Here is a 23407-nt window from a genome sequence, read left to right as displayed (position 1 = left end):
CAAAAATTCATCTCATTTCATATTAAATCATCTTTAACAGACACAATAAAATTTTTATGAATCCATCCCTTAAGTCCATGACTTGTCTGAATTAAAACAAAGTCATCTTTTTTATCAAGAACATAAACACTTATATTTCCTTTTAAAAATTTCCAACTTCTTGAAAAATTATCAGGGACTTTATAAAGGGAGACTAAATCACCTCTAATAATTCCAATCTCAGATTGTTGCTCAAGATAAAAATAATATGTTTGAAATAATGTAAAACATGTCATAGATAAAAGTAAAAATAAAATAATTCTTTTTAAATTTTTTGCATAAAATCTATAAGAAACAACTATTATTAAAATAGTTATTAAAATTAAGCTAATAATAAAAAATATATTAGAAAAAACAAAACTATTATTTCTAATATTTTCATTAATCCCATTTTTAGTTTCAATAAAATCAATAATCTTATAAAAGATATCATTATTTGGAGAAGTAAAAAATGCCTTATAAGCCGAATAAATTGCATCAAAAGATCTATCCATCTTACTTAAAATAAGTGCTCTATTTAACCAAAGTCCTGAATAATTCGAATTTCTTTTAATAATATTATCAATTTTATTAAGAGCATCACTATAATTACTTGATTTATAATCATTTATCAAATCATTGATATTATCTTCCGATAGAGAACCATCATTTATAGCATTAAGACTAACAGCAAGGGTTAATATTAAAACAATCAAACCACAACCAGAAGCAATAAAAAATTTTTTATGTTTAATAAACATAGCTAAAGAAAATAAAATCCCTGGTATTAAAATCAAATAATAAATGGGAACGAAAAACAAAAAAGTCTTATTTTTGTGTTTTAAAATATCATAATATGAGAGTAAATTAAAATCTGATAATAATTCTTGATTAGAGTTATTATTTTTAAACTCTCCATAATATTCATACTTTAGTCGTTTACCATTAAGTCTATAAACCTTATCATCATCAGGATCTAAATATACAAAATCACCAATGTTTACAAATAAATTACCCTTATTATCTGGCTTAATAGTATATACATTAGATATGCTACCTCGATAACCATCTTTTGAAGGTTCAAAATTATAATTCTTTTTATTATAAATAATTCTAGAATTATAGGTTTCAATTTCTGGAAAACGGATATGAGGCAGATTTCCTTGTCCTGTAATTTTTATTAAAATAGTAAAGGCATCTTGAGTAATAGACGTGGAATTGGGAAAATCATAGTCAATTTTAAAAGATCCAACGGCTAAAGATTTTACCTCTTCTGGTATTGATTTAATTTTTAAAAAAATTTCAGGACTCATGCGAATAATATCCTCACCTATATTAAAAGAAACACTGGGAATAACAACAATTTTTGATCCCCTAAGAGGAGTTAAAATAAAATTATAAAGAGGAACATCCAAAATTTCTTTACTATTAAAAGTCCTATAATTAATATTTTCAAATATGGGAGTTCTATCAATCATTGCATCTTTAACAGCATTAAAAAAACTAGCAACAGACTTAATATTATTACTTAAAAGCCAATTAGAACGCAAAACAAACCCAACACTCTGATATTCATAAATTTCTTTTTTATTAAAATCCCAATATAAACCAACTGGCAATCCCAAAGAACGAAATTCATCTTCTCTTAAAATGACCACTTCAAACTCTGAGGTCAAATAAACATCATCATTATAAATAACTCTCAATGAAGGAATTTTGATAAATCCCAGTTTATCAAAAACATATTCAATTTTTATCTCTATAATAAAATTATTTCCATCAATAACTTTAGATATTAAGGCAATTTTAGCATTCTCATTTATATCTTTATTGATGTCAAATTTCAATAATTTTTCATCAATATCCTGAGGCAAATTCAATTTAACAATATGAATAACCTTAGAACCTTTAACAATCTTGGCAGATATTAAATAATCAGTACCAGATAAAGAATAAATTTTTAAATATACTAGAAATAAAATTAAAAATATTACCAATCTTCTTGCAAAGACACAATTTGTTCGTCTGCCCTCATTACCCATAAAACCCTCTCAAGATTTTCAATATACCTCAAAAAATTCTCATTATTTTCAATAAAATTTTGATTCTTACTAACACTTAAATTATCTAAATTTCCTGATATAGTCCTTTTTTTAATTATTGCAAGTTCAAGATTATATTTAGCATTATAACTTGCAGGATCAATCTTTAAAGCTTCTTTAAACGCCACTTCTGCTTTTCTATAAAGTCCCTGATTGTAATATATTATCCCCTCATTATAACTTATATTAAAATGCAAAAAAAAATCACCGTCTCTTTTTGCATACGAAAACATCCGAAGAGAGCTCTCATATTCTCCCAAAGAATAATATACAATTCCAAGATTATAATAACCCCACGCAGCACTCTTATTATCATCTACAAGATTATAATAGGTAGAAATTGCACTCTGATAATCACCTCTAATATACCTATAATTACCAATGGCCATAAGAGACATAGCTTTAATATTTGAACAAGATAAAAAAAATGCACATATAAAACTTATTAATAAATAAATTAAAAAGTATCGTCCCATTTAATAACCTTAACAAATATATACAACATCATAAATAAAAAAGAAACAGATAAAAAAAGCTTGTATCTTAAAATGCCAATTAATAAAATATTACTTGAACTTTTTTTTATTATATCATTCCTTATCTCATTAATGACATAATTAGTACCTTTAAGATATAAATTATAATAAGAACCCTTAATAGAAGATGTTAAGAGATACAAGTTATCCTCATTAAGCATGAAAGTCATCAAACTATCATTCTGAACTCTCACATTCACATGATTATCAATCAAAGGCAATGGTTTATTGCTTCCAATTCCAACTACAAAGCTTATAATATTACGTATATCAATTAATTTAGAAAAAGTATAATAATTATTCTCACCCCATTCATCACCATCTGTTAAAACTATCAAAAAATTATAATAAGAACTATCTTTGATTCCTTGTATAGCACTCAAAACCCCATCACCTAAAAAACTACCAGGAGAACTTATTAAGCTAGGTTCAATATAATTTAACATCTTATATAAACTGGCCTTATCTTTAGAAAAAGGCAAAACTAATAAAGATTTACCCTTAAAAATAGTAAGTGAATACTCAGCATTCTCAAAACTATTCAAAATTAAACTAATTAAATTTTTAGCACTCTCAAGTCTATTAATAGATTTTCCCTCATCAAAAGTTAACATACTACGCGAAATATCAACAACAAAAGATATTCTTAAATTTACTCTTTCATCCTCAGTGGCCTTTTGTCCCCAAGAAACATCCAAAATTGATAAAATTAAAAAAGCAAAACTCAACACAAAAAAGAAAATCATAAGTATTTTCTTTATGTAATAATTTTTAACATAAGCACTATTAACATGCATAAGACTTAAGGCTTTAAAAAACGGAAGTGCTTTTCTAAAATTATAAGCATACACAAACAAAACTATAAATAAAACTATAAACAAGTAAAAAGCATAATAATTGCCTATACTCATAACACCTCTTTTAAAATAATCTTTGAAAAAACAAAATAAAGAATTAATAAAAAAAATATTACCAACAAAAATTCATTATAAACATCATTATTATCAACTGATATTTTAACTTTTCTCTCTACATTTTCTTTTTTCGAAAAATCTTGAATTGCAAGTTTAAATGAAAAATCATCACCAACAGAATAAAAAAGTCCTCCTGTTTTATTTGAAATTTCAAAAAGCATGCTAGGATCGTATACTTCTTTCAAAACTCCCTGATAAAATTTACCAGACCTTAACTCAAAACCAACATTAAGTTCCTCATCACTACCAATTCCAACAGAATAAATTTTCACATTTAATCCTTGAGCAAGATTTATTACTTGATCTTTATAAACTTCATCTGAATTAACCACACCATCTGTTAAAACAATGACTGATTTTTTAGGTGCTTCAGAATGCTTTAAATGAGAAAGAGCAATAGAAATACCAAGTCCCAAAGCAGATCCATTGCCAAGATCCATAATATAAATATCATCTAACTTCTTAGAAAAAAAATCTCTATCAATTGTAAGTGGCACTATTAATGATGCCTCCTTTGCAAAAGCTACTAAGCCAATATTGTCATTTTCTCTTTGATATACAAAATATTCAATCAATTCTTTTGCAAATTCAAGTCTATTTTTTGACGAAAATTCAATAGCACCCATACTAGGAGATATATCTAACACAATAACAATATCAGCTCCACTACTAAGATATGTCATTTTCTTTTTTGATATAGAAGGACCTGCTAAAGTTAAGATCATAACTATTATAGCTAGATAAAAAAAAGTATAAGTCACAAAATACAATAAATTCAGTACATAATCTCTTAATTTTATAGAACCAAAATTTCCATAAATAGATATAGGAAATCTAACTTTCCCACCTCTACGACTAAAAAAATGGCTAAAATAAATTATTAATGGCAATACTACAAGTAAAAATAAATACAAAGGCTCATTAAATGTTAACATTATCACCTCTATTAAATTCTTCAAAATTAAAAGCCGCTTTTTTCAAGTCATTTAAAACAAGCGATAAATTATCACCCGATAAATTAATTCCACTAAATTTGCTAAAATCAGAAAGTCTAAGCATATTAACAAAGGTTGAACGAATTTCATGGGGCACATTAAGACTTTGTAAAATCTCAGAAATTTCAGTAGTAGTAATCGCATTAAAATCAAAACCTGTTTTTTTAGACAAATAAACTCTTAAAGACGAATTTAATAAATTATAAAAAACATTCTGTTTTTCTTCGCTTTCAATATAGTTATCTAAAATACTCAATTGTTTTTGAAATACTCTATAAGGCCTTCTTAAATTATGCTTTATTATTAGAAATACTAATAATTGCTTTATAAGTTTTAAAAACTTAATAAAAAGATATGGAATCAATATAAAAGCCAAAATAAAAACAACAAAATACGTACTGGTACCTGGAAGAAAAAGCACTCCTTCTATATCTTGAATCTTAAGAGAATCATCATCTGCAACTAATGTACTAGTATTGATTTTAATATTATTAAGAATCAACTTAAAAGTTTTATCACTTCTAATAATATCCCCAACATAAATATGAGGAAGAGTATTACTTCCTATATAAAATGAAACAAAAGATATTATTATCTCTCCACTTTCAGGTCTGTATAATATCGACCTAACCTCAACAAATTCATTTTTAATTTCTTCAAACGCGATAGGAATAAATTTTTCATCATCACCAAGAATTAAAGAAAATTTCAACTCAACAGTATCTCCCACATAATAACGAGTTGGAATAAACATCTCATTTCTTATTTCATACGAAAATAAATTAAAAGCAAGAAATAAAAGAAATAAAGTTAAAAGGAAAATCATATTTTTCAAATACTATTCTCCTTTTTCAAAAGCACCTTTAATTTTTTAAAAACATCATCTCTTGTGTCAATTTCTATAAAATTAATATTCCTTTTTATGCATTCTTTCCGCCATTTTATTTTATCTAATGTCCAATAATTCTTATAACTATTTAATATCTTCTTACTAAACCCTGAAACTAAAAAATCCTCACGTGTTTCAATATCTTCATAGGTTAAAAGTCCATATTGAGGAAGATTTTCATCAAAAAAATCTGTAAGTCTTATCGCAATAATATTATGACGTTTACTGAGAACTGTTAAAGATTTAAAATAATCGCTGGCTTTAAAATCTGAAATGATAATAATTAAAGATCTTTTCTTATAATACTCTGCTGTATTTTTAAATACATATGTTAAATTACTGCCCCTCTTTAACTGCCTATTAATTGTCTCATTTAAAATTAATCCTAAATGCGGATATCCCTTTCTAGATGAAATAAATTTATCCGTTTTGCTAGAAAAAAAAGTCATACCTATCTTATCATTATTAAAAAATGCCATATGAGCAAAGATAGAAACCAATAAATCCTGAATTTCTTTTTTACTTGTTATGCTTCCCAAACTCATAGAAAGAGAATTATCAACAAGCAAATGTAAATTTATTCCCTTATCTTCTCTAAAAACCTTTGAAAATATATTATCTGTTTTCGAACTAACATTCCAATCAATCAATCTAGCATCATCTGTTTCCTCATATGGTCTAAACTCATGAAATTCAAGACCAAGACCTTTAAAAATAGAACGATATCCACCAAAATTAAGCTCTAAGAGCATTTTTCTAGAGAAAAATTTTAAAGCTTTGATTTTAGTTTTAGTACTAGCACTTGATTCACTACTATATTGCATATCCAATTAAATCCTAAGGAAGAGCAACCGCTGAGAGAAGTATCTTAATAATATCATCAGTATTCATTTCTTCAACTTCTGCCTCATACGAAGGAGTAATTCTATGCCTTAATACATTATAAGCTACAGCCTTAACATCTTCCGGAAGAACAAACAATCGTCCCTCATAAAGAGCATTAACACGAGCACACTTTAGCAAACTAAGTGATGCTCTGGGAGATGCTCCAAATTCAATATACTTAGTAAATGGATAGGTTTTTTTATCATTTTCACGAGAAGCTGCTATTAAGGTAACAATATAAAGCATTATTTTATCATCTACCTTAACCTTACCAATTATCCTTTTAAGATCTGCTAAAGAATAAGCATTCATTATTTTTGCAACTTTAATATTTTCAAGTCCACCATCAACTGAAAATATTTTAAGAAGCTTAATTTCATCTTGAATAGATGGATATTTCACATTCACTTTCAACAAAAATCTGTCAAGTTGCGCTTCTGGCAAATTATAAGTTCCTTCTTGTTCAATTGGATTTTGTGTTGCAAGAACAAAAAATGGATCAGGTAACTTATGTGTCTCATCACCAAGGGTTACTTGACGTTCACTCATTGCCTCAAGAAGTGCAGATTGAACTTTAGCAGGGGCTCTATTAATTTCATCTGCTAAAACAATATTTGAAAATATTGGACCCTTCCTAACTTTAAAAGTTCCTGTCGTACTCTTATATATCATATTACCCGTAAGATCAGAAGGCAAAAGATCTGGGGTAAATTGTACTCTTTTAAATTCAAGATCAAGAACATCTGAAACTGTTTGAATAGTCAATGTTTTAGCAAGTCCCGGCACACCTTCAAGTAAAACATGACCTTCTGTTAAGATTCCCATCAAAATAGCATCTATCATTTCTCGTTGCCCAAGAATTCTACTTGCAACTTCCCTTCTAAATTTATTTATTAAACTTAATGCATTCTCTACTTCAGAATCTATTTGAAAACTATTTTTCATACCACTCCTATAGTACTAAATTTCCTCGCTAAGAAAAATAAAATATAAACTAAAAACCTAGATAATAAAATTAACATTTATAATCATAAAGTAAAAGGAAATATCTCTCTTTATCAGAAATCACTTCTGATGATTTTATTTCTATTTTGTCAAATAAATTTTTAATATAACTCATTTCAAATTCAACCTTATCAAATTTCCCTTTATAAGCCATAATTAAACCACCAGATTTTAAAATCGATCCCAAAATATTTGCATATTTTTTTATATCTCCAAAAGCCCTGATTGTAATAAATTCATATTTATTTGGTTCCTCCTCAACATTACGCTCTAAAACCTCCACATTTTCTAAACCAAGTTCCAAACTAATCATTTTTAAAAAAATAGCTTTTTTATTACTACGCTCAAGAAGAATATATTTTCTATAACGATCAAAAAGGGCTAAAACAATTCCTGGAAATCCAGCTCCACTGCCAACATCAAGTACTTGTTGTGGGTTTTTATCTTTAACAATAGGCAATCCAGAAATAGAATCTAGAGCATGTAAAAGCATTGCATCAAAGTTGCGAACATTATTTGACACCAAATTAAACCTATCACTAAATAATAAAACTTTCTCTATGTAAAATCTCAATTTATCAATATTTTCTGAAGTAAAATTCACTTTCAAATTTTTCAAAGCAAATTTAAAATTAGTCATCATAAATCTAAATTAAGCACTACTTTATTTTTAGGATTTGAAAAATATATAAGCAAAACTTGAATATCAGTATTCCTAACGCCAGAAACCCTACTTGCTTGAGCAAGATTAGCTGGTTGAATTTGAACAAATTTTTCCCTAGCCTCTCTAGAGAGACCATCAATCTCATAATTAAAATCAAGTGGCAATTTAATAAGTTCAAGATTATTCATTTTTCTAATCAAATCTTTTTGCCTATTAATGTAGCCTTCATATTTAATGTCTAATTCAACTTGCTCAAGAATTACTTTTGAAGCATTTAACTTAGGATCGATATTAACAAGATCCTTTAAATTAATATATGGATCTTTTACAATATGATAAAAATCTTTATTAATATGCCTTTTTAATTCAAAACTACTAGCTTCTTTCTCTTTAAGACGTCTATGTCTCAAAAGTTCTTTAATTTCCTCAATTTGCTTTTCCTTAAAAAAATACCTAGAATATTTCTCCTCACTAACTAATCCAACTTCATATCCCCATTTTATCAATCTTTTGTCACTAGTATCATGCCTCAAATTAAGTCTATGTTCAGCTCTTGAGGTAAACATTCTATAAGGCTCTTTGGTACCCTTAGTAACAAGATCGTCAATTAAAACACCAATATAAGAACTAGTCCTTGGCAATATCATTGGCTCTTTTTTTTGCAATTTAAGTGCTGCGTTAATTCCGGCCATCAAACCTTGAGCTGCAGCTTCTTCATATCCAGAAGATCCATTAGTTTGCCCAGCAACAAAAAGTCCTTCAACCCTTTTAGTCTCAAGACTTGCATATAATTCAATGGGATTAATATAATCATACTCAACAGCATATCCAGGTCTTGTAATTAATGCATCCTCAAGTCCATCAATACTATTAATTAACCTTTTTTGAACATCCTCAGGTAAAGAGGAACTTAAACCATTAAGATACATCTCTTGGGTATTAATCCCCTCAGGCTCAATAAAAATTTGATGTTTATCTTTATCTTTAAATTTAACAATTTTATCTTCAATAGAAGGACAATATCTTGGACCATTCCCAACAATTTCCCCAGAATAAAGTGGAGAGAGATGCATATTTTCACTAATTATCTCATGAGTCTTTTTATTAGTATAAGTAACATAACAAGAAAGTTGAGTCTTATCTATTTTGGTATTTGAAAAAGAAAAAGGAATGATATCAGAATCTCCAAACTGAATTTCTGTTTTTGAAAAATTAATACTTCGCCTATGAACCCTTGCAGGAGTACCTGTCTTCAGTCTACCCATTTCAAATCCAAGCTCAAGCAAAATTTTCTCAAGACCAAAAGCAGCTGGTTCAGAAATCCTTCCCATATAAGCCTTGTATTCACCTATGAATATTTTGCCTCTAAGAAAAGTTCCTGTTGTAAGAACTACAACATTCGATGTAAATTTATTACCCCTCTCTGTAACAACACCTTCAATCTTATTTTTCATAGGATTAAGTAAAAAATCACTAACAGTATCTTGAAAAAGTTCAAGATTACTCTGAATCTCTAATGTTTCCTTTGCTTTAACTTGATATACTAATTTATCAGCTTGCGCACGAGGTGCTTGTACAGCAGGACCCTTACTTTTATTTAAAATGCGAAATTGAATCATACTAAAATCAATAAGACATCCCATCTCTCCACCAAGAGCATCAATCTCTCTCACCATATTTCCCTTAGCAAGCCCACCAATAGCAGGATTACAAGAGAGTTTGCCTACTGTATCTAAATTTTGAGTAATCAAAATTGTTTTAAAATTTAATCTTGCAAGAGCCAGAGATGCTTCAATACCAGCATGCCCTCCTCCAATAACAATAGCATCAAAATCCATACCTATTTTCCTAAACAAAAATTCTTAAACATATTGTTAAGCACATCCTCACTAGTAACCTCACCCGTTATTTCCCCTAAAACATTAACCACTTCGTAAACATCAAATGCCAACATATCATAACTTATATTTTGTTCTATTTTGCTTAACAACTCAATAATTAAAGCATAAGCCCTCTTTAAAAGTTCTGCCTGACGAGTTGATGATATCACAACATCACAATCAATAGTCTTCATATAATCAACACCTATCAATGACCTTATACTATTATAAAGGGAATTTATACCAAATAAAGTTTTAGTACTAATCTTTACTGTGTTTAATGAACCTACATTATTAGAATTAAAAAATTCAACTGTTTGATTATTTTGCTCTAAATCCACCTTATTTAAAACAAAAAGCACTCTAGAATCTTCCTTATAAGCATCAATAAATTTCAAATCATCATCCGTTAATTTGCCACTTAAATCAACAACATAAAAAATTAAAGATGCTTCTTTAATCAAAGAATTACTCCTCACTATACCCAACTGTTCAACAAAATCACTAGTCTCTCTAAGTCCTGCTGTATCAAATACGTTAAATAAAATACCATCAAATTCAAAACTTGCTTGAATATAATCTCGTGTAGTACCAGCATAAGAAGAAACGATAGCCCTATCTTCTTTTAATAACAAATTAAAAAGAGAAGATTTGCCAACATTAACAGAACCAGCCAATACTAATGTAACACCATTCTCCAATTTTCTTGCAGTATCATAAGAATCAATTAACCTTTCAAGTTCAGATTTACTTTTTAAAATAACATCAACAGGAATAACAACTTCATTATCATCTGTCTCATAATCAAGATAAACACTAATGGCTGAAAGAAAATTTAAAATATCCCTTTTAATCAAATCTATCTTATCAAATAAAGAACCTGAAAGTTTATTAACAGCAAGAGCATGTACTTGCCTAGTCTTAGCAGAAATTAATTCATTTATAGCCTCTGCTTTAGTAAGATCAAGTTTCCCTGCCAAGAAAGAACGAAAGGTAAATTCACCAGGCTCAGCCATTCGAAAACCTACTTTCAAAAAAAAGTCCATAATTCTTCTTATACCAACAAGAGAACCATGAGCCATCACTTCTATTGAATCCTGCCCTGTAAAACTTTTTGGAGCTCTATAAAGACAAACAACAACTTCATCCAATTTTTCTTTAGTTTCGTTATCTAGAATATATCCATAATGAATAGTATGCCCAGATGCCTCAAGCAACTTATTAGGCTCTGAGAACATTTTAGAAAATTTTTCAATCGCCGAAACTCCACTACTACGAATTACACATAAAGCACTACTAAAAAAAGGTGTAGCAAGTGCAACAATATCATCTTCTTTTTGAAAAAGCCTGCTCATAGATTATAAAAATTATAACATAGCATAAATAACAAAAATCAAAAAATAAAAGAAAAAACCAAAACACAAAATAATAAAAAATAACAATATTTCAAATTTGTAAATATCATAAATTTCACTTATAATTTACTTTAAAGAAATGGAAATTAAATTAGAAACTGAACTAAAAAACACATTAGAAGAAGAAACCTTTTTAATAGAAAAAATATATGGTATGTATTTAAATATAAAAAAATGTCTTGATGAAAAAAATGCAATTATGTTGAAAGAATCAATAGATAAAACAAATATTTACCTACAAAAATTTAACGATGTAGAACAAAAGAGAGATAAAATTTGGAAAGAATTTACACAAAATGAACAATTTGAATCAACTTACATGACTATAGAAAAATTATGCTCAACTTACAAGAAAGAAATATATAACTACTTTCATAGACTAAAAATAGGAATATTAAATATTCAAAATTTAAATCATCTAATATCAAGTTATGTAGAAACATCCCTTGATATGTTAGACTCAATATTTCAAGATGCTCAAGAGACTATAGATAATATCACTTATAAAAACCCCTATGGACCAAAAAACGGAACGCCAAATGAAGCATCCGTCTTAATAAACAAAAAACTTTAAATAATCAAGGAGTGTAAAATGGATTCAACATTTTCAGGAATAGAAATTGGGAAAAAAAGTTTATTTGCACATAAAGATGCTATGAACACAGTGGGACATAATTTAACTAATACAACAAAGCCAGGATACTCAAGGCAAAGAATTATAATGAAAACCGAAATGCCAATATATGCTCCTCAATTAAATAGAACAAATAAGGCTGGACAATTAGGACAAGGAATAATGGTTCAATCTATAGAACGAATAAGAGACGAATTATTAGACATAAGAATAGCTGAAGAATCACATCGCCTTGGATATTGGAACTTAAAAGATAGATTTATTTCTCTGTTAGAAAATATATATAACGAACCAGAAGAACAATCAATGAGAAAAAGATTAAACGATTTTTGGGCAAGTTGGCAGGATTTATCAAAACAACCACAAGGATTAGCAGAAAGAAATATTATATTAGAACGTGGACAAGCTTTTGCAGAAGTAGTAACAAGCAGATTTCATTATCTTGAACGAATATACACAATGGCAAATGACGAAATCAAAATCACTACCGAAGAGATAAATAATTATCTCAGAAACATCAGTGATCTCAATAAACAAATAGCAAAAGCAATTGCAATGAAAGATCATCCCAATGATTTAATGGATGAGAGAGATTTTATAATTGACAAATTAAGCAATTTAATCAGTATCTCCATAGAAAACAAAAAGGATCCTAATGAATTTTTAATCCATATGGAAGGAAAACATCTAATTCAAGGTACAATAGCAAATGAACTTATATTAGATGTAGCAAATGGGCCCACAAAGACAAAATGGAATATTTTGTGGAATAATAGAGAAACTGCTAATATCAATACAGGAAAACTAGGAGCTCTTATTAATATAAGGGATAACGAAATTAAAAATGAAATTAATGAATTAGATAATATAGCAATCAATATTGTAGAACTTGTAAATGAGGTCCACATATCAGGATATGGCCTTGACAAACAAAATGGAAGAATCTTCTTTGAGCAAGAATACAAATTAACTGACGATCGTGGAAGATACGACAGCAATGGAGATGGACAATTTGATTCTGTTCATATATTTAAAGTAAATAGTACAAATGAAATTTCCCCAGAAGAAAAATTAGGATTTGCAGGAATACTCAGATTTCAAGCAATAAATAAAAATGATTTTATAGAAATACCATATAATGTAACAGATACTGTTAAAGATGTAATAGATAAAATAAACAATTCTGATGCACAAGTTACTGCAAGAATTAATGAAAACAAAAAATTTGAAATTAAGGCAGTTAAAGAAGAAGATAAGGATAGTACCATTTTTAGAATTAAACATATTGAAGATTCTGGATTATTCTTAACAAATTATACTGGTATATTAAATGCATCAGGAATTGAAGGTGCTTATAACTATCAAAACATTAATACCACTGACCAATTAACAAACACAACCAGATATTCAATATCTCCTCTAAAAAATCCATCAGCATGGATTAGAGTATCTAAAGTAATTGCAGAAGATCCATCAAAAATTGCATCGGGTATTAAAACCCCAACAAATAATACTCCTATTGGTGACAATAAAGCAGCATTACGTATTGCATCTTTCGTAAATTCACAAATCATGATTGAAAAAAACTCAACACTCAATGACTATTTTGCAAATACAGCTTCAAATATTGCAATAAAAGGACAAATAGCAGAAATTACAAAAAATAGCCAAGAACAAATACTTAAAAATTTAACCGATTTAAGATTATCGATATCTGGTGTAAATAAAGATGAAGAATTAGCAAATATGATAGAATTTCAACAATCATTTATTGCTGCAAGTAAATTCATCAATGTTTCTGCAGAATTAATAGACACAATAATAAACAAAATGGGAGTATAATATATGATTAACAGAGTAAGTCATCCTTTAACATATGATAACTTAAAATCATCTTCAACAAACAAAGAAGTAAAAATAACAAAACTTTTAGAAAGTTTATATCAAGGTGGCAAACGAATTACAAATCTGAGAAACGATCCAACGGGTGTCACTCATGCAATAAGATTAGACAGTAATATATTTAAGCTTAATACCTATTCTCATAATATCAACAATGCTAAAAGCAAATTAAGATATATAGAAGGATACTTGCAATCTCTATCTAATATTTTAACCCGAGCAAAAGAAATAGCTATTAAAGGAGCAAATGGTACATATGGCACTGATGATAAAAAAATCATAGCAAAAGAAATAAATGCAATACTTGAAGATATTCTTGCAATAGCAAATGCAAAAGGAGCAGACGGATATAGCATATTTGCAGGAACTAAAGTCGATGCTGAAGCATTCAAAGCAACTAGAGCAAAGAAAATCAACAAACTAACTCAAGATAGAGCAGAAACTCAAATAATAAAAATAGACTATAATGGCAATCAATCACAACAAACAAACGAGATATGTAATGGAATTTATATCTCAACAAACTATCCTGGAAGTGAGCTATTTTTTTCACAAAATCAATATATAACATCATCAAAAAATGTTGACAATTTCGTTGTACAAGAAAACACAAAAATTTATATTGACAATGTTGAAATAGTATTAACAGCAGGAGATACTGCTGCTGACATCATTGCTAAAATCAATGAATCATCTGCTCCAGTGGAAGCCTCTCTTGACAATATATTAAATTCAATAATAATTAACACAACAATACCTCATCAAATATGGATAACAGAAGAAGAAGGGTCAACAGTACTAAAAGATCTTGGTATTTTAAATCAAAATAACGATTCCAAAGAACCCCCTTACAATATAGCAAACAACGCTGAGATTAGAAATAGAACAATTTTTGATAGTTTAATCGACCTGAGAGATAATTTAGAAGAAAATAAAGAAGGACTTATAGGAAGTAGAAATTTAGCAGAAATCGATGAGAGTTTAAGTAAAATTTTATCAACATTATCTGATATTGGCACTAAAGAAAACAGACTTGAATTAAGTCATGCAAGACTTAGCAAAGAAATAATGGATATGAAAGATGATATGGTGCAATATACCGATCTTGATGTTACAAAAGCAATCACAGATCTTAATATGACAAGTCTTGCCTATCAAGTATCTTTAGGGGTTTCTGCAAGAATAATGCAAACAACATTATTAGATTTCTTAAAATAAAATGAAAAACAAACTTAGTATAAAAGTTAAATTTCCTGAAGGAATATTAGGATTTGAAGATATTAAAGAATTTATAATTAAAGACTCTGAACATAAACCATTCTCTATAATGCAATCAATAAATGGAGAAATAAATTTTTTAGTAACATCCCCATTTAACTTTTTAGAAAAATATTTGCCAAAAATAGAAAACAAGGATTGGTTAGATATCCAAGCAGAAAATGAAAACGAAAAGGTAATACTATGCATCATCAACATGCACGTAAAAAATTATAAAGAAATAACTGCAAACCTCAAAGCCCCAATTATATTAAATAAAAAAAAATTAATTGGAAAACAAGCCATCTCTACTAATGAAGAACATTATCTTAGATATAGAGTTTTTAAGGAATAAATATGTTAGTACTATCAAGAAAAGCAAATGAAAGCATTAAAATAGACTCTAATATCGAAATTTCAATATTGGAAATAAAAAAAGATAGTGTAAAAATAGCAATAAAAGCCCCAGAAAACATTAAAATACTTAGATCTGAAATTTATGACATCATTAAGGAAGAAAACAAAAAATCAATATTACAAGATAAAAACAATATACATAAAATTAAAAAACTATTTGATTATTTTAGTAAATAAGAATTAATTTCAGCATCACTAGGTCTTACATAACAAGGTCCTGATAAAATATCATCACCCTGTCTGCTCTTGGAGTACTTTGCTTTACCAAGATCAGTCAAAACTGCACCAAAAGCACACATATCATCAATAACTATAAACCTACTTTTAAATTTTTCATAAACAAAATCAACACCATTACCCACAATAACAAATTTAAAGTCAAGTCCATTTAAATATTTCAATAAGTCTGTTTCAGAAAAACAAACAATATTACTACATAATTTAAAATTTCTATAATGCCCAAGAAAATATCTACCTGCAGTAAAACTTAAAACTAGAATATCCGACTCTGTATGAAACAATCTTACACAAACATCAAAAGTAGGAATATTAACAAAAGGAATTGAAAGTCCTAAGGAAAGGCCCTTAATAAAACTTAAACTAATTCTTAAACCCGTAAAAGAACCAGGCCCAGAAGAATTAATAAGTAAATCAAGATCACCAAGAGCAATATTTTTATCTAATACAAAATCATTAAATAATTTGGGCACATTAAGAACATTATTGACTTCATGTTTATTCTTAAGAAGAAACAAAATTTTTTCGTTAATTTGAAAATAAATCAATAAATTTTTATATGAATATTCAATTGCAAGAGTATTCATTATCAAATTCCAAAATCCTACTATCATCTTTAATTTTAAATTTTAAAAATCTCAATCTGTCTTTAGGTAAAATATCAACAACTATATCTGGCCATTCAATAGCTATTATGGATGACATATCCAATAAAAGTTCCATTCCACCAATAAGTTCAAATTCATCTAAAAGATGCAAACGATACAAATCAATATGATAAAATCTAAAATTTGCAAATTCATAAACATTAATAATGTTATAAGTCGGACTTACAAAACAAGAAATCCCAAGACTTAAAGCCAAACCTTTTAAAAAAGTCGTCTTTCCAGCACCTATTTCGCCATAAAGAGCAAATATTTTACCAATAGGTAAAGGATTAAAAAAAGATTTAGCAAAAGTTATCATCTCATCTTCTTTTTTAAAAGATAATATCAAGGAAGTTCACCTTTTGTATTAAGTTCAATGACATGCCTTTTAATTGCAACCATTAAACTTAAAACAGGATAATTGAGAGGCTCCAAAAACTCAATAGTAACATGTTTCTCGTTCAAAGGCGTTACTTCAATTATAAATTTTACATGTTTAACTTCCCTAAAACCATTATATTCATAAAAAGCATCTGCAAAATATACACTCCTATAATAGATGTGACTACATTCTTTTTTGATATTACCAAGAGAAATGAATTTCACAATACCAGCCCTTTTAAATAAATCCCAAGAAGCCAACATAGAAATGTTTTATTTAGCGCTATTTTCAAAGATGGGATTTTCATTCTTAACTTTTAGTGTGCTCTATAGCAACTATCCGTAAAAAAATACTTAAACCCCCCAAATTTAGTGAGATGTCGCAAAAAATAACTCTAATCCCTATAATTAAACTTCCCAGGAAACTATTAATTTTTTATTTCATAAACAATCTTTTTAAAACTTTCAATATCTTCAATTGCCAAATTAGATAAAATTTTTCTATTAAGCTTAATATTAAGTTTTCTCAAACCATCAAAAAACCTTGAATAACTTATTCCCATACCCGTCAAAGCAGCAGAAATTCTTACAATCCACAAACTTCTTAAATCTCTTTTACGAGTCTTTCTATCTCTTGTAGCATACATCATACCCTTACGAAGAGTATCTTTAGCTTTCTTATAATTACTTTTTTTAGTACCCCAAAAACCTTTAGTTTTCTTTAAAATTCTCTTTCGTCTTGCAACATGAACTATCCCATTTTTCACTCTAGCCATATAATCTCCTAAAACAATATTTAAACATAAGGCAATAAGGTTTTAATTCTCTTAACTTCAACACTTGAAACTAACCCTGACTTACCTAAATTCCGCTTTCTCTTTGCAGATTTCTTTGTTAAAAGATGTCTTAAATTTTGCTTTTTATATTTAACTTTACCCTTTGAAGTAAAAGCATATCTTTTCCTTGCACTTTTGCATGTCTTCATTTTTGACATTTATGTTACATCTCCTTATCAATTACTTCTTAGATTTAGGTGCAATAATTAAGAACATTGTCTTCCCTTCCATCCTAGCTGGTGATTCTAAAACATAATTAGAATCACCTACGCGTTCAAGAATGCTCTCTAAAATCCCATATCCTAAATGAGTATGAGCAAGTTCACGTCCTCTAAATCTTATAGTAACCTTTACTTTATTTCCTTCATTGAGGAATCCTAAAATATTTTTATACTTAAAATCAAGATCATGAGTATCTATTTTTGGTTGCATCCTAACTTCTTTAAGCTTAATTATTTTCTGATTTTTTCTTTGCTCTTTTTGACGTTTTTCCTGATGAAACTTGTATTTCCCATAATCAATTATTTTACAAACAGGAGGCAATGCATTTGGCGAAACTTCAACCAAATCAAGCTCAACATCTCTAGCACATTTAATAGCATCTTCAATTGGCAAAACAGATTGAGTACCATCATTAAAAACAACTCTAACTTCGCGAGCCTTAATTTTATGATTAATTCTCAATTCTTTATCACCCGATCTCGACCTATCCCTATCCTTACCGGAATTTCTATTTATCATCTAAAAATACGTACTCCTCAAACAGTATTAATCAATAACTAATTTTAATATACCTTCCATAAAAAGTAAATTCGAACACAAATCTATTAAATACAATAACAAAAGAATTACCACAAAATCCTAAAAAATACAAATTTAATTGATTAATAAATAATTTAAAAGTAAAATCTACTTATTATGAATGTATTTTTAATCGTCAGTCTACCTTTAGTCCTTAAAATATACATGCAAATAAAACATCCTCAATTAAAATTTATAAAACAAAACTACACATATGCAATGTCAATATTGCTTGCAGCAACCATTTTTTCTTCATTATATCTGATAGAAGAATTCATATTATATAAAAATTTACTCATAAACTATCAAACAAAATTTGACTTAATATATTCAATATTCATTAAAGAACAAATTTACTACTATATCTTTCCATTGTTCATATTCACATTTTTCTTCACATTAAACCCAAATTCATTATTAAGACACAATCCAATATTTTTAATATACTTTGCATTTGGGCTTATTTTTTCTAAAAATATTTCTTTCCTCATAATAAACAGCAAAGTTTTTGGCACATACGAATATATTAAAATACCATTAATACATATGTTGGAACTAATATTCACAGCAATTATATGCGAAAAAGGAATACGACGACATCTAACGCAAAATATAAATGGGTATCAAGCAATTTTTATTCCTATTTTAATCCTAGAAATAATTATCACACTTTTAAAAGTATTTATCTTAATTAACCAACAAATATACTCTCTAGCTATATCACTAATATTATTAGGAATAACAATCTTAAACAAAAAAACTATTGGAACTTAAAATAATGCTATATAAAATAAATATTTTACCTATTACAATAATTTTAATCTCATATCTCAGTTGCACAAAAGATAAAATCACAGACAAAGATTTTAACTATGTTATAATTTTTTCAAATGCAACAGAATATTTTTTTAAAATAAAAAATACCCCATTTATCCAAGAAAATATACTATTTATAAATGAAAAAGACATCGAAAATATCAAGGAAAAACTAAACAATAGCGACAAAATACTACTTACACATAAACTAAATAACGAAATACTAAATACTGAACAAATCAAAAAAAAAACCTTCTATCTCTCAGAAATTCAATTTTCATTAAAAAAAGCAATAAATTCTATATTTAATGATCCTTCAATCGATTTAACAACTTCATTAATCATAAGAGATAATACAATAAATCAAGAAGATTCTAAATATTTAGAAAAAATTGCACAAGATCATAATATAAAAATTACTACCATAGACGATAAAAATATTTCTCACATAAAAAACTTAATTACTCCAAAAATAACAAAAGCAATCATATTTTCAATGAGAAACAATCACATTTTTTTAAAAAAATTATCAGAATCATCATTATTTAAACAAATAGAATTCATATTGATTGGGAATATAAAACAAGACATAAAAGAAGTTAATGTAAAATATATAATCAGCATTAATGTACTCAATTTAATTGAAATAATACAAAACATCAACAAAAATTTTCAATATGAACTTAATATTTATAAAACAACAAAATAAGTTTAACGATAAATGAATTTTAAATCAAAATAAAATAATAATTACAAATTTAACAATAAAAAATTTAAAAATAATAAAAGAAAATTATTCTTAAATCAAATCTTTAAATAAATCCTTAAAATTATTATAAAAAGTAGATACAATTTTTGCCATATCACAATTTTTAATTTTAGCAATCTCAATACATGTATATCCCAAAAAAAATGGAGTATTAACCTTACCCCTCAAAGGAACTGGTGCTAAAAACGGACTATCTGTTTCAATTAAAATATCTTCAATATTCAACTTCTTTAAAACTGTTCTTAAAAGATCTGAATTTTTAAAAGTTAGATTACCTGCAAAAGATATCTTAAATCCAAGATCAATAAATTTTTTAGCATAATCATAAGTACCAGAATAACAATGCAATATTCCTCTATGCATAAAATTAGACGATTTAACAATATTATAAATATCATCATAAGCTTCTCTTACATGCAAAATAACAGGCTTTTGATATTTACTAGCTAAATCTAACTGCATCCCTAAAACCTCAATTTGTTCATTTTTATTATCTGCCTTAAAGTAATCAAGTCCAACTTCACCAATAGCAATAACACTTTCTGTCATTAAAATCTTTTCAATCAATTCAAAATCACTATTTGAAGCTTTATTTAAAGGATGAATTCCAACTGTTAATGCAATATTAGAATAAGTGTTTAAAAGTTGTTTTCTTTCATAAAAATCACTAGGATGAAGTCCAATATCAATAAAATAAGAAAAGCCACTTTTAAAACATTCACTAATAATATAATGAATATCTACAGAATGTTTCTTAATTTCATTAAAATGAACATGAGTATCTATCAATTTTTCGAAAAAAATAGCTCTATTAAAATCAACTTTCATGCATCCATCTTCTTTTTAAGATTAGTAATATAGTCAATAATGGTAACATTCTTCATTCCAAGTTGCAAGAAACTCGATAAAATATCGATAGCATCTTCAATCTGACCTAAAGCCTCATAACACTCAGCAACATTTACATACAATATTGAATTTTTTGGATTAGTTTTTATTAAATTCTTAATAGCTGTCAATGCTTCTTCATATTGCCCCTGTTCTTTTTGAAGTAATGCAAGACCAAGTATAGCAAACATATCAAAATCAACATCAAGTGCTTTCTTATAATAAATTTGTGCATTTTCATAATCTTTCAAATACCTATATGTATCCCCCACCCTTGTTAAAACTAAATTATTTTTTGGATCCCTATCTATGATTGTAAGCCAATATTTTAAAGCCTCAGCATACTCTTTACTTCCTCTATAGCAATCAGCAAGTCCAAAAATAGCATAAAAGTTATTTGGAGAAATTTCCAAAGCTCTTTTAAAAAAATAAATGCCTTTACCAAATTCCTTCAATTTTCTATAACAATTCCCAATTGAAGTTAATACACGAACATCTATCTTAACTTGATTTATTTCATACATCTTAAGCCAATATTTCAAAGCTTCTTTATATTCCTTAAAGTCATAATACAAATGTCCAATACCAACAAGTGCATAATCATTATCAGGTACAAGCTCTAATACTCTTAAATATGATTGTCTTGATTTTTGAAAATTTTTTAATTTTCTATAAGAAGACGCAACTCTTGTAAGAACCGTAATATTTTCAGAATCATACTTTAAATATTCTTCCCATACGTCTGTGGCCTTCTTATAATCTCCCAAACTTCTATAACAATCTCCCAACCCAAAAAGAGCATAATTATTATTTGAATGTTTGGCAAGGCATTTTTGATAATAAATTATAGCTTTATCAAAGTTACGCTTCTTTCTTTCAATGTCTCCAAGTCCAACAAGAGCATAATTATTATCATCATCCTTTTGTAAGATATCATTAAACAATGATTCTGCTTCAAAAAGTCTCTCTTCCTTTATTAACTGATAACCCCTTTTGGATTTTTCAGTAACATCAAGAAGTTCTTTATCAGAATTTTGCGAGATATCTTCAAAATCATCTAAAAGTTTATTGTCTAACATAAATAACCCCTTCTTAACTGGTTTATTAAAGACATAACATATTTCATATATACTACTACTTAAAAAACATATAACTTATTTAATATATAAACATACCAAGACATTTAATAAAATAAATCTTTAACATCCAATCTCAATAAACATATTATATAAAAAATTAAAAAAATATACTTAATTTTTATGGTTAAACTTATTTATCAAAATTGTACCTAAAGAACCTATTAGATAAAATCTATAAGTCAATATACCAAAAAAATTCAAAATTAGGATAAAATATTTACTACTTGATTAGGAGAAATGAAGATGTTTTTAGAAAAATTAAATCCCATCGAAAGCAAAATTAAAATACTTGAACAAAAATTACAAGACGTAAATTTAATTAAAAACCAAAAAGAATATTCAAAAATAATAAAAGAATATAATTATCTAGAAAAAATCAAGGAAAAGAAAGATGAATATCAACACATACTAAATCAAATTAATGAAAACCAAAAAATTTTATCCGAAGAAGATAATTTAGAAATGAAAGATTTAATTAAGCAAGAACTAGCTCACTTATATTCTAAAAAAGATGAGATGGAAAATAGAATTAAAATATTACTACTACATCAAGATGAAAATGATGATAAAAATATTATTATAGAAATCAGAGCTGGGACAGGAGGAGAAGAAGCTGCTCTTTTTGCACATAATCTTTATGAAATGTATACAAAATATTCTGAAAAGAAAAAATGGAAAACAGAACTTATTAATTTTAATGAAACAGAACTTGGTGGATTTAAAGAGGTAAGTTTTGAAATAAAAGGCAAAGATGTATTTAAAAAATTAAAACATGAAAGTGGAGTACATAGAGTGCAAAGAGTACCCATAACAGAATCTAATGGAAAACTTCAAACTTCAGCAGCAACCGTTGCCGTATTACCTGAGGTTGAAGACACCGATATAGAAATTAATGACAAAGACTTAAGAATAGATGTCTACAGATCTTCTGGAGCTGGTGGTCAACATGTAAATACAACAGATTCTGCTGTTAGAATAACACACTTACCTACAGGAATTGTAGCACAATGTCAAAATGAAAGAAGTCAGCATAAAAATAAAGAACAGGCCATGAAAATTCTAAGAGCCAGACTTTATGAATTGGAAAACTTAAAGAAACAAGAACAACGTTCAAATGATAGAAAACAACAAGTAGGCTCGGGTGACAGATCCGAGAGAATTAGAACTTACAATTTTCCACAAAATAGAGTAACAGATCATAGGGCAAATGTTAGCCTTTATAAACTAGAAGAAATTATGCAAGGAGAACTTGACTCCCTTCTAAATACATTAGCACTTAAATTTCAAGAACAATCACTAAAAAATAATCAGTTATAATTT

General features: G+C 27.5%; 26 protein-coding genes. 8 read left to right on the top strand and 18 right to left on the bottom strand.

The features are described from left to right. Positions 1-17 precede the first annotated feature (17 nt). From U880_RS0108605 to mnmE, 10 genes are all read right to left on the bottom strand, one after another. Entirely contained in the window at positions 18-2060 is a 2043-nt protein-coding gene (locus tag U880_RS0108605; RefSeq protein ID WP_084543262.1) for an SH3 domain-containing protein, read from the bottom strand. Beyond that, on the bottom strand, positions 2009-2596 hold the full coding sequence (locus tag U880_RS0108600; protein ID WP_024655622.1) for a tetratricopeptide repeat protein: 588 nt from the start codon (positions 2594-2596) through the stop codon (positions 2009-2011). Before U880_RS0108600 ends, U880_RS0108605 begins: the two co-directional genes overlap by 52 nt. After that, entirely contained in the window at positions 2578-3567 is a 990-nt protein-coding gene (locus U880_RS0108595) for a vWA domain-containing protein (RefSeq protein ID WP_024655621.1), read from the bottom strand. The genes U880_RS0108600 and U880_RS0108595 overlap by 19 nt, the downstream gene beginning before the upstream one ends. Next, a complete protein-coding gene (locus U880_RS0108590) occupies positions 3564-4565 on the bottom strand; it encodes a vWA domain-containing protein (RefSeq protein ID WP_024655620.1) in 1002 nt (333 codons plus the stop codon). The genes U880_RS0108595 and U880_RS0108590 overlap by 4 nt, the downstream gene beginning before the upstream one ends. Next, entirely contained in the window at positions 4552-5451 is a 900-nt protein-coding gene (locus U880_RS0108585) for a hypothetical protein (protein ID WP_024655619.1), read from the bottom strand. Before U880_RS0108585 ends, U880_RS0108590 begins: the two co-directional genes overlap by 14 nt. A 5-nt stretch (positions 5452-5456) precedes the next feature. Then, positions 5457-6338 carry a DUF58 domain-containing protein gene (locus U880_RS0108580; RefSeq protein ID WP_024655618.1) on the bottom strand — a complete coding sequence of 294 codons (882 nt, stop codon included), beginning with the start codon at positions 6336-6338 and terminating at the stop codon, positions 5457-5459. Between the two features lie 13 nt (positions 6339-6351). Then, complete coding sequence (locus U880_RS0108575) at positions 6352-7344, bottom strand: AAA family ATPase (protein WP_024655617.1); 993 nt, start codon at positions 7342-7344, stop codon at positions 6352-6354. Between the two features lie 70 nt (positions 7345-7414). Then, positions 7415-8047: a 16S rRNA (guanine(527)-N(7))-methyltransferase RsmG gene (gene rsmG / locus U880_RS0108570; RefSeq protein ID WP_024655616.1), complete on the bottom strand. Its 633-nt coding sequence runs from the start codon at positions 8045-8047 to the stop codon at positions 7415-7417. Then, positions 8044-9906, bottom strand: a complete 1863-nt coding sequence (mnmG, locus tag U880_RS0108565; protein WP_024655615.1) for a tRNA uridine-5-carboxymethylaminomethyl(34) synthesis enzyme MnmG — start codon at positions 9904-9906, stop codon at positions 8044-8046. The genes rsmG and mnmG overlap by 4 nt, the downstream gene beginning before the upstream one ends. A gap of 2 nt (positions 9907-9908) precedes the next feature. After that, the gene (gene mnmE, locus U880_RS0108560; protein WP_024655614.1) at positions 9909-11303 is read right to left on the bottom strand and encodes a tRNA uridine-5-carboxymethylaminomethyl(34) synthesis GTPase MnmE; all 1395 of its coding nucleotides are present in this window, start codon (positions 11301-11303) and stop codon (positions 9909-9911) included. Positions 11304-11442: 139 nt separating this feature from the next. Here mnmE and U880_RS0108555 point away from each other — a divergent pair, with 139 nt between their 5' ends. Genes U880_RS0108555 through csrA form a run of 5 tightly spaced genes read left to right on the top strand, consistent with a single transcriptional unit; the run spans position 11443 to position 15750 of the window. After that, positions 11443-11937 carry a flagellar export chaperone FlgN gene (locus U880_RS0108555; protein ID WP_024655613.1) on the top strand — a complete coding sequence of 165 codons (495 nt, stop codon included), beginning with the start codon at positions 11443-11445 and terminating at the stop codon, positions 11935-11937. Between the two features lie 18 nt (positions 11938-11955). Next, positions 11956-13839 (top strand): flagellar hook-associated protein FlgK, encoded by a 1884-nt coding sequence (gene flgK, locus U880_RS0108550; protein ID WP_024655612.1) that lies wholly within the window; start codon positions 11956-11958, stop codon positions 13837-13839. Between the two features lie 3 nt (positions 13840-13842). Then, positions 13843-15117 carry a flagellar hook-associated protein 3 gene (locus tag U880_RS0108545; RefSeq protein WP_024655611.1) on the top strand — a complete coding sequence of 425 codons (1275 nt, stop codon included), beginning with the start codon at positions 13843-13845 and terminating at the stop codon, positions 15115-15117. Position 15118: 1 nt separating this feature from the next. After that, positions 15119-15511 carry a flagellar assembly protein FliW gene (gene fliW / locus U880_RS0108540; protein WP_024655610.1) on the top strand — a complete coding sequence of 131 codons (393 nt, stop codon included), beginning with the start codon at positions 15119-15121 and terminating at the stop codon, positions 15509-15511. Positions 15512-15513: 2 nt separating this feature from the next. Beyond that, positions 15514-15750 (top strand): carbon storage regulator CsrA, encoded by a 237-nt coding sequence (csrA, locus tag U880_RS0108535; RefSeq protein ID WP_012537951.1) that lies wholly within the window; start codon positions 15514-15516, stop codon positions 15748-15750. Here the strand turns inward: csrA and tsaB are convergent. The 6 genes from tsaB to infC form a co-directional block, all read right to left on the bottom strand. After that, positions 15735-16400, bottom strand: coding sequence for a tRNA (adenosine(37)-N6)-threonylcarbamoyltransferase complex dimerization subunit type 1 TsaB (gene tsaB / locus U880_RS0108530; RefSeq protein ID WP_024655609.1), 666 nt, complete (start codon positions 16398-16400; stop codon positions 15735-15737). The genes csrA and tsaB overlap by 16 nt on opposite strands. Further along, positions 16378-16806, bottom strand: a complete 429-nt coding sequence (gene tsaE / locus U880_RS0108525) for a tRNA (adenosine(37)-N6)-threonylcarbamoyltransferase complex ATPase subunit type 1 TsaE (RefSeq protein ID WP_024655608.1) — start codon at positions 16804-16806, stop codon at positions 16378-16380. Before tsaE ends, tsaB begins: the two co-directional genes overlap by 23 nt. Next, complete coding sequence (locus U880_RS0108520) at positions 16803-17063, bottom strand: hypothetical protein (RefSeq protein ID WP_024655607.1); 261 nt, start codon at positions 17061-17063, stop codon at positions 16803-16805. The genes tsaE and U880_RS0108520 overlap by 4 nt, the downstream gene beginning before the upstream one ends. A 203-nt stretch (positions 17064-17266) precedes the next feature. Then, on the bottom strand, positions 17267-17614 hold the full coding sequence (gene rplT / locus U880_RS0108515) for a 50S ribosomal protein L20 (protein WP_024655606.1): 348 nt from the start codon (positions 17612-17614) through the stop codon (positions 17267-17269). Between the two features lie 20 nt (positions 17615-17634). Then, the gene (gene rpmI, locus U880_RS0108510; protein WP_024655605.1) at positions 17635-17832 is read right to left on the bottom strand and encodes a 50S ribosomal protein L35; all 198 of its coding nucleotides are present in this window, start codon (positions 17830-17832) and stop codon (positions 17635-17637) included. 22 nt (positions 17833-17854) lie between these two features. Then, positions 17855-18415, bottom strand: a complete 561-nt coding sequence (infC, locus tag U880_RS0108505; RefSeq protein WP_024655604.1) for a translation initiation factor IF-3 — start codon at positions 18413-18415, stop codon at positions 17855-17857. Between the two features lie 177 nt (positions 18416-18592). On the opposite strand from infC, the gene U880_RS10975 reads away from it, so the two are divergent. Further along, positions 18593-19249, top strand: a complete 657-nt coding sequence (locus U880_RS10975) for a hypothetical protein (protein ID WP_084543257.1) — start codon at positions 18593-18595, stop codon at positions 19247-19249. A gap of 4 nt (positions 19250-19253) precedes the next feature. Continuing rightward, entirely contained in the window at positions 19254-20000 is a 747-nt protein-coding gene (locus U880_RS0108495) for a hypothetical protein (RefSeq protein ID WP_024655603.1), read from the top strand. Positions 20001-20090: 90 nt separating this feature from the next. Here U880_RS0108495 and U880_RS0108490 read toward each other — a convergent pair whose 3' ends face one another. Beyond that, entirely contained in the window at positions 20091-20888 is a 798-nt protein-coding gene (locus tag U880_RS0108490; protein WP_024655602.1) for a TatD family hydrolase, read from the bottom strand. After that, positions 20885-22027, bottom strand: a complete 1143-nt coding sequence (locus U880_RS0108485; protein WP_024655601.1) for a tetratricopeptide repeat protein — start codon at positions 22025-22027, stop codon at positions 20885-20887. The genes U880_RS0108490 and U880_RS0108485 overlap by 4 nt, the downstream gene beginning before the upstream one ends. Before the next feature lie 303 nt (positions 22028-22330). Between U880_RS0108485 and prfA the strand changes: the two genes are divergently transcribed. Further along, on the top strand, positions 22331-23404 hold the full coding sequence (prfA, locus tag U880_RS0108480) for a peptide chain release factor 1 (RefSeq protein ID WP_024655600.1): 1074 nt from the start codon (positions 22331-22333) through the stop codon (positions 23402-23404). Positions 23405-23407: the final 3 nt, after the last annotated feature.

It is taken from the genome of Borrelia hispanica CRI (assembly GCF_000500065.1).
Classification (GTDB): Bacteria; Spirochaetota; Spirochaetia; order Borreliales; family Borreliaceae; genus Borrelia; species Borrelia hispanica.
Note: the sequence above shows the minus strand (reverse complement) of the source record. Positions and strands in the feature narration are given on the sequence as shown.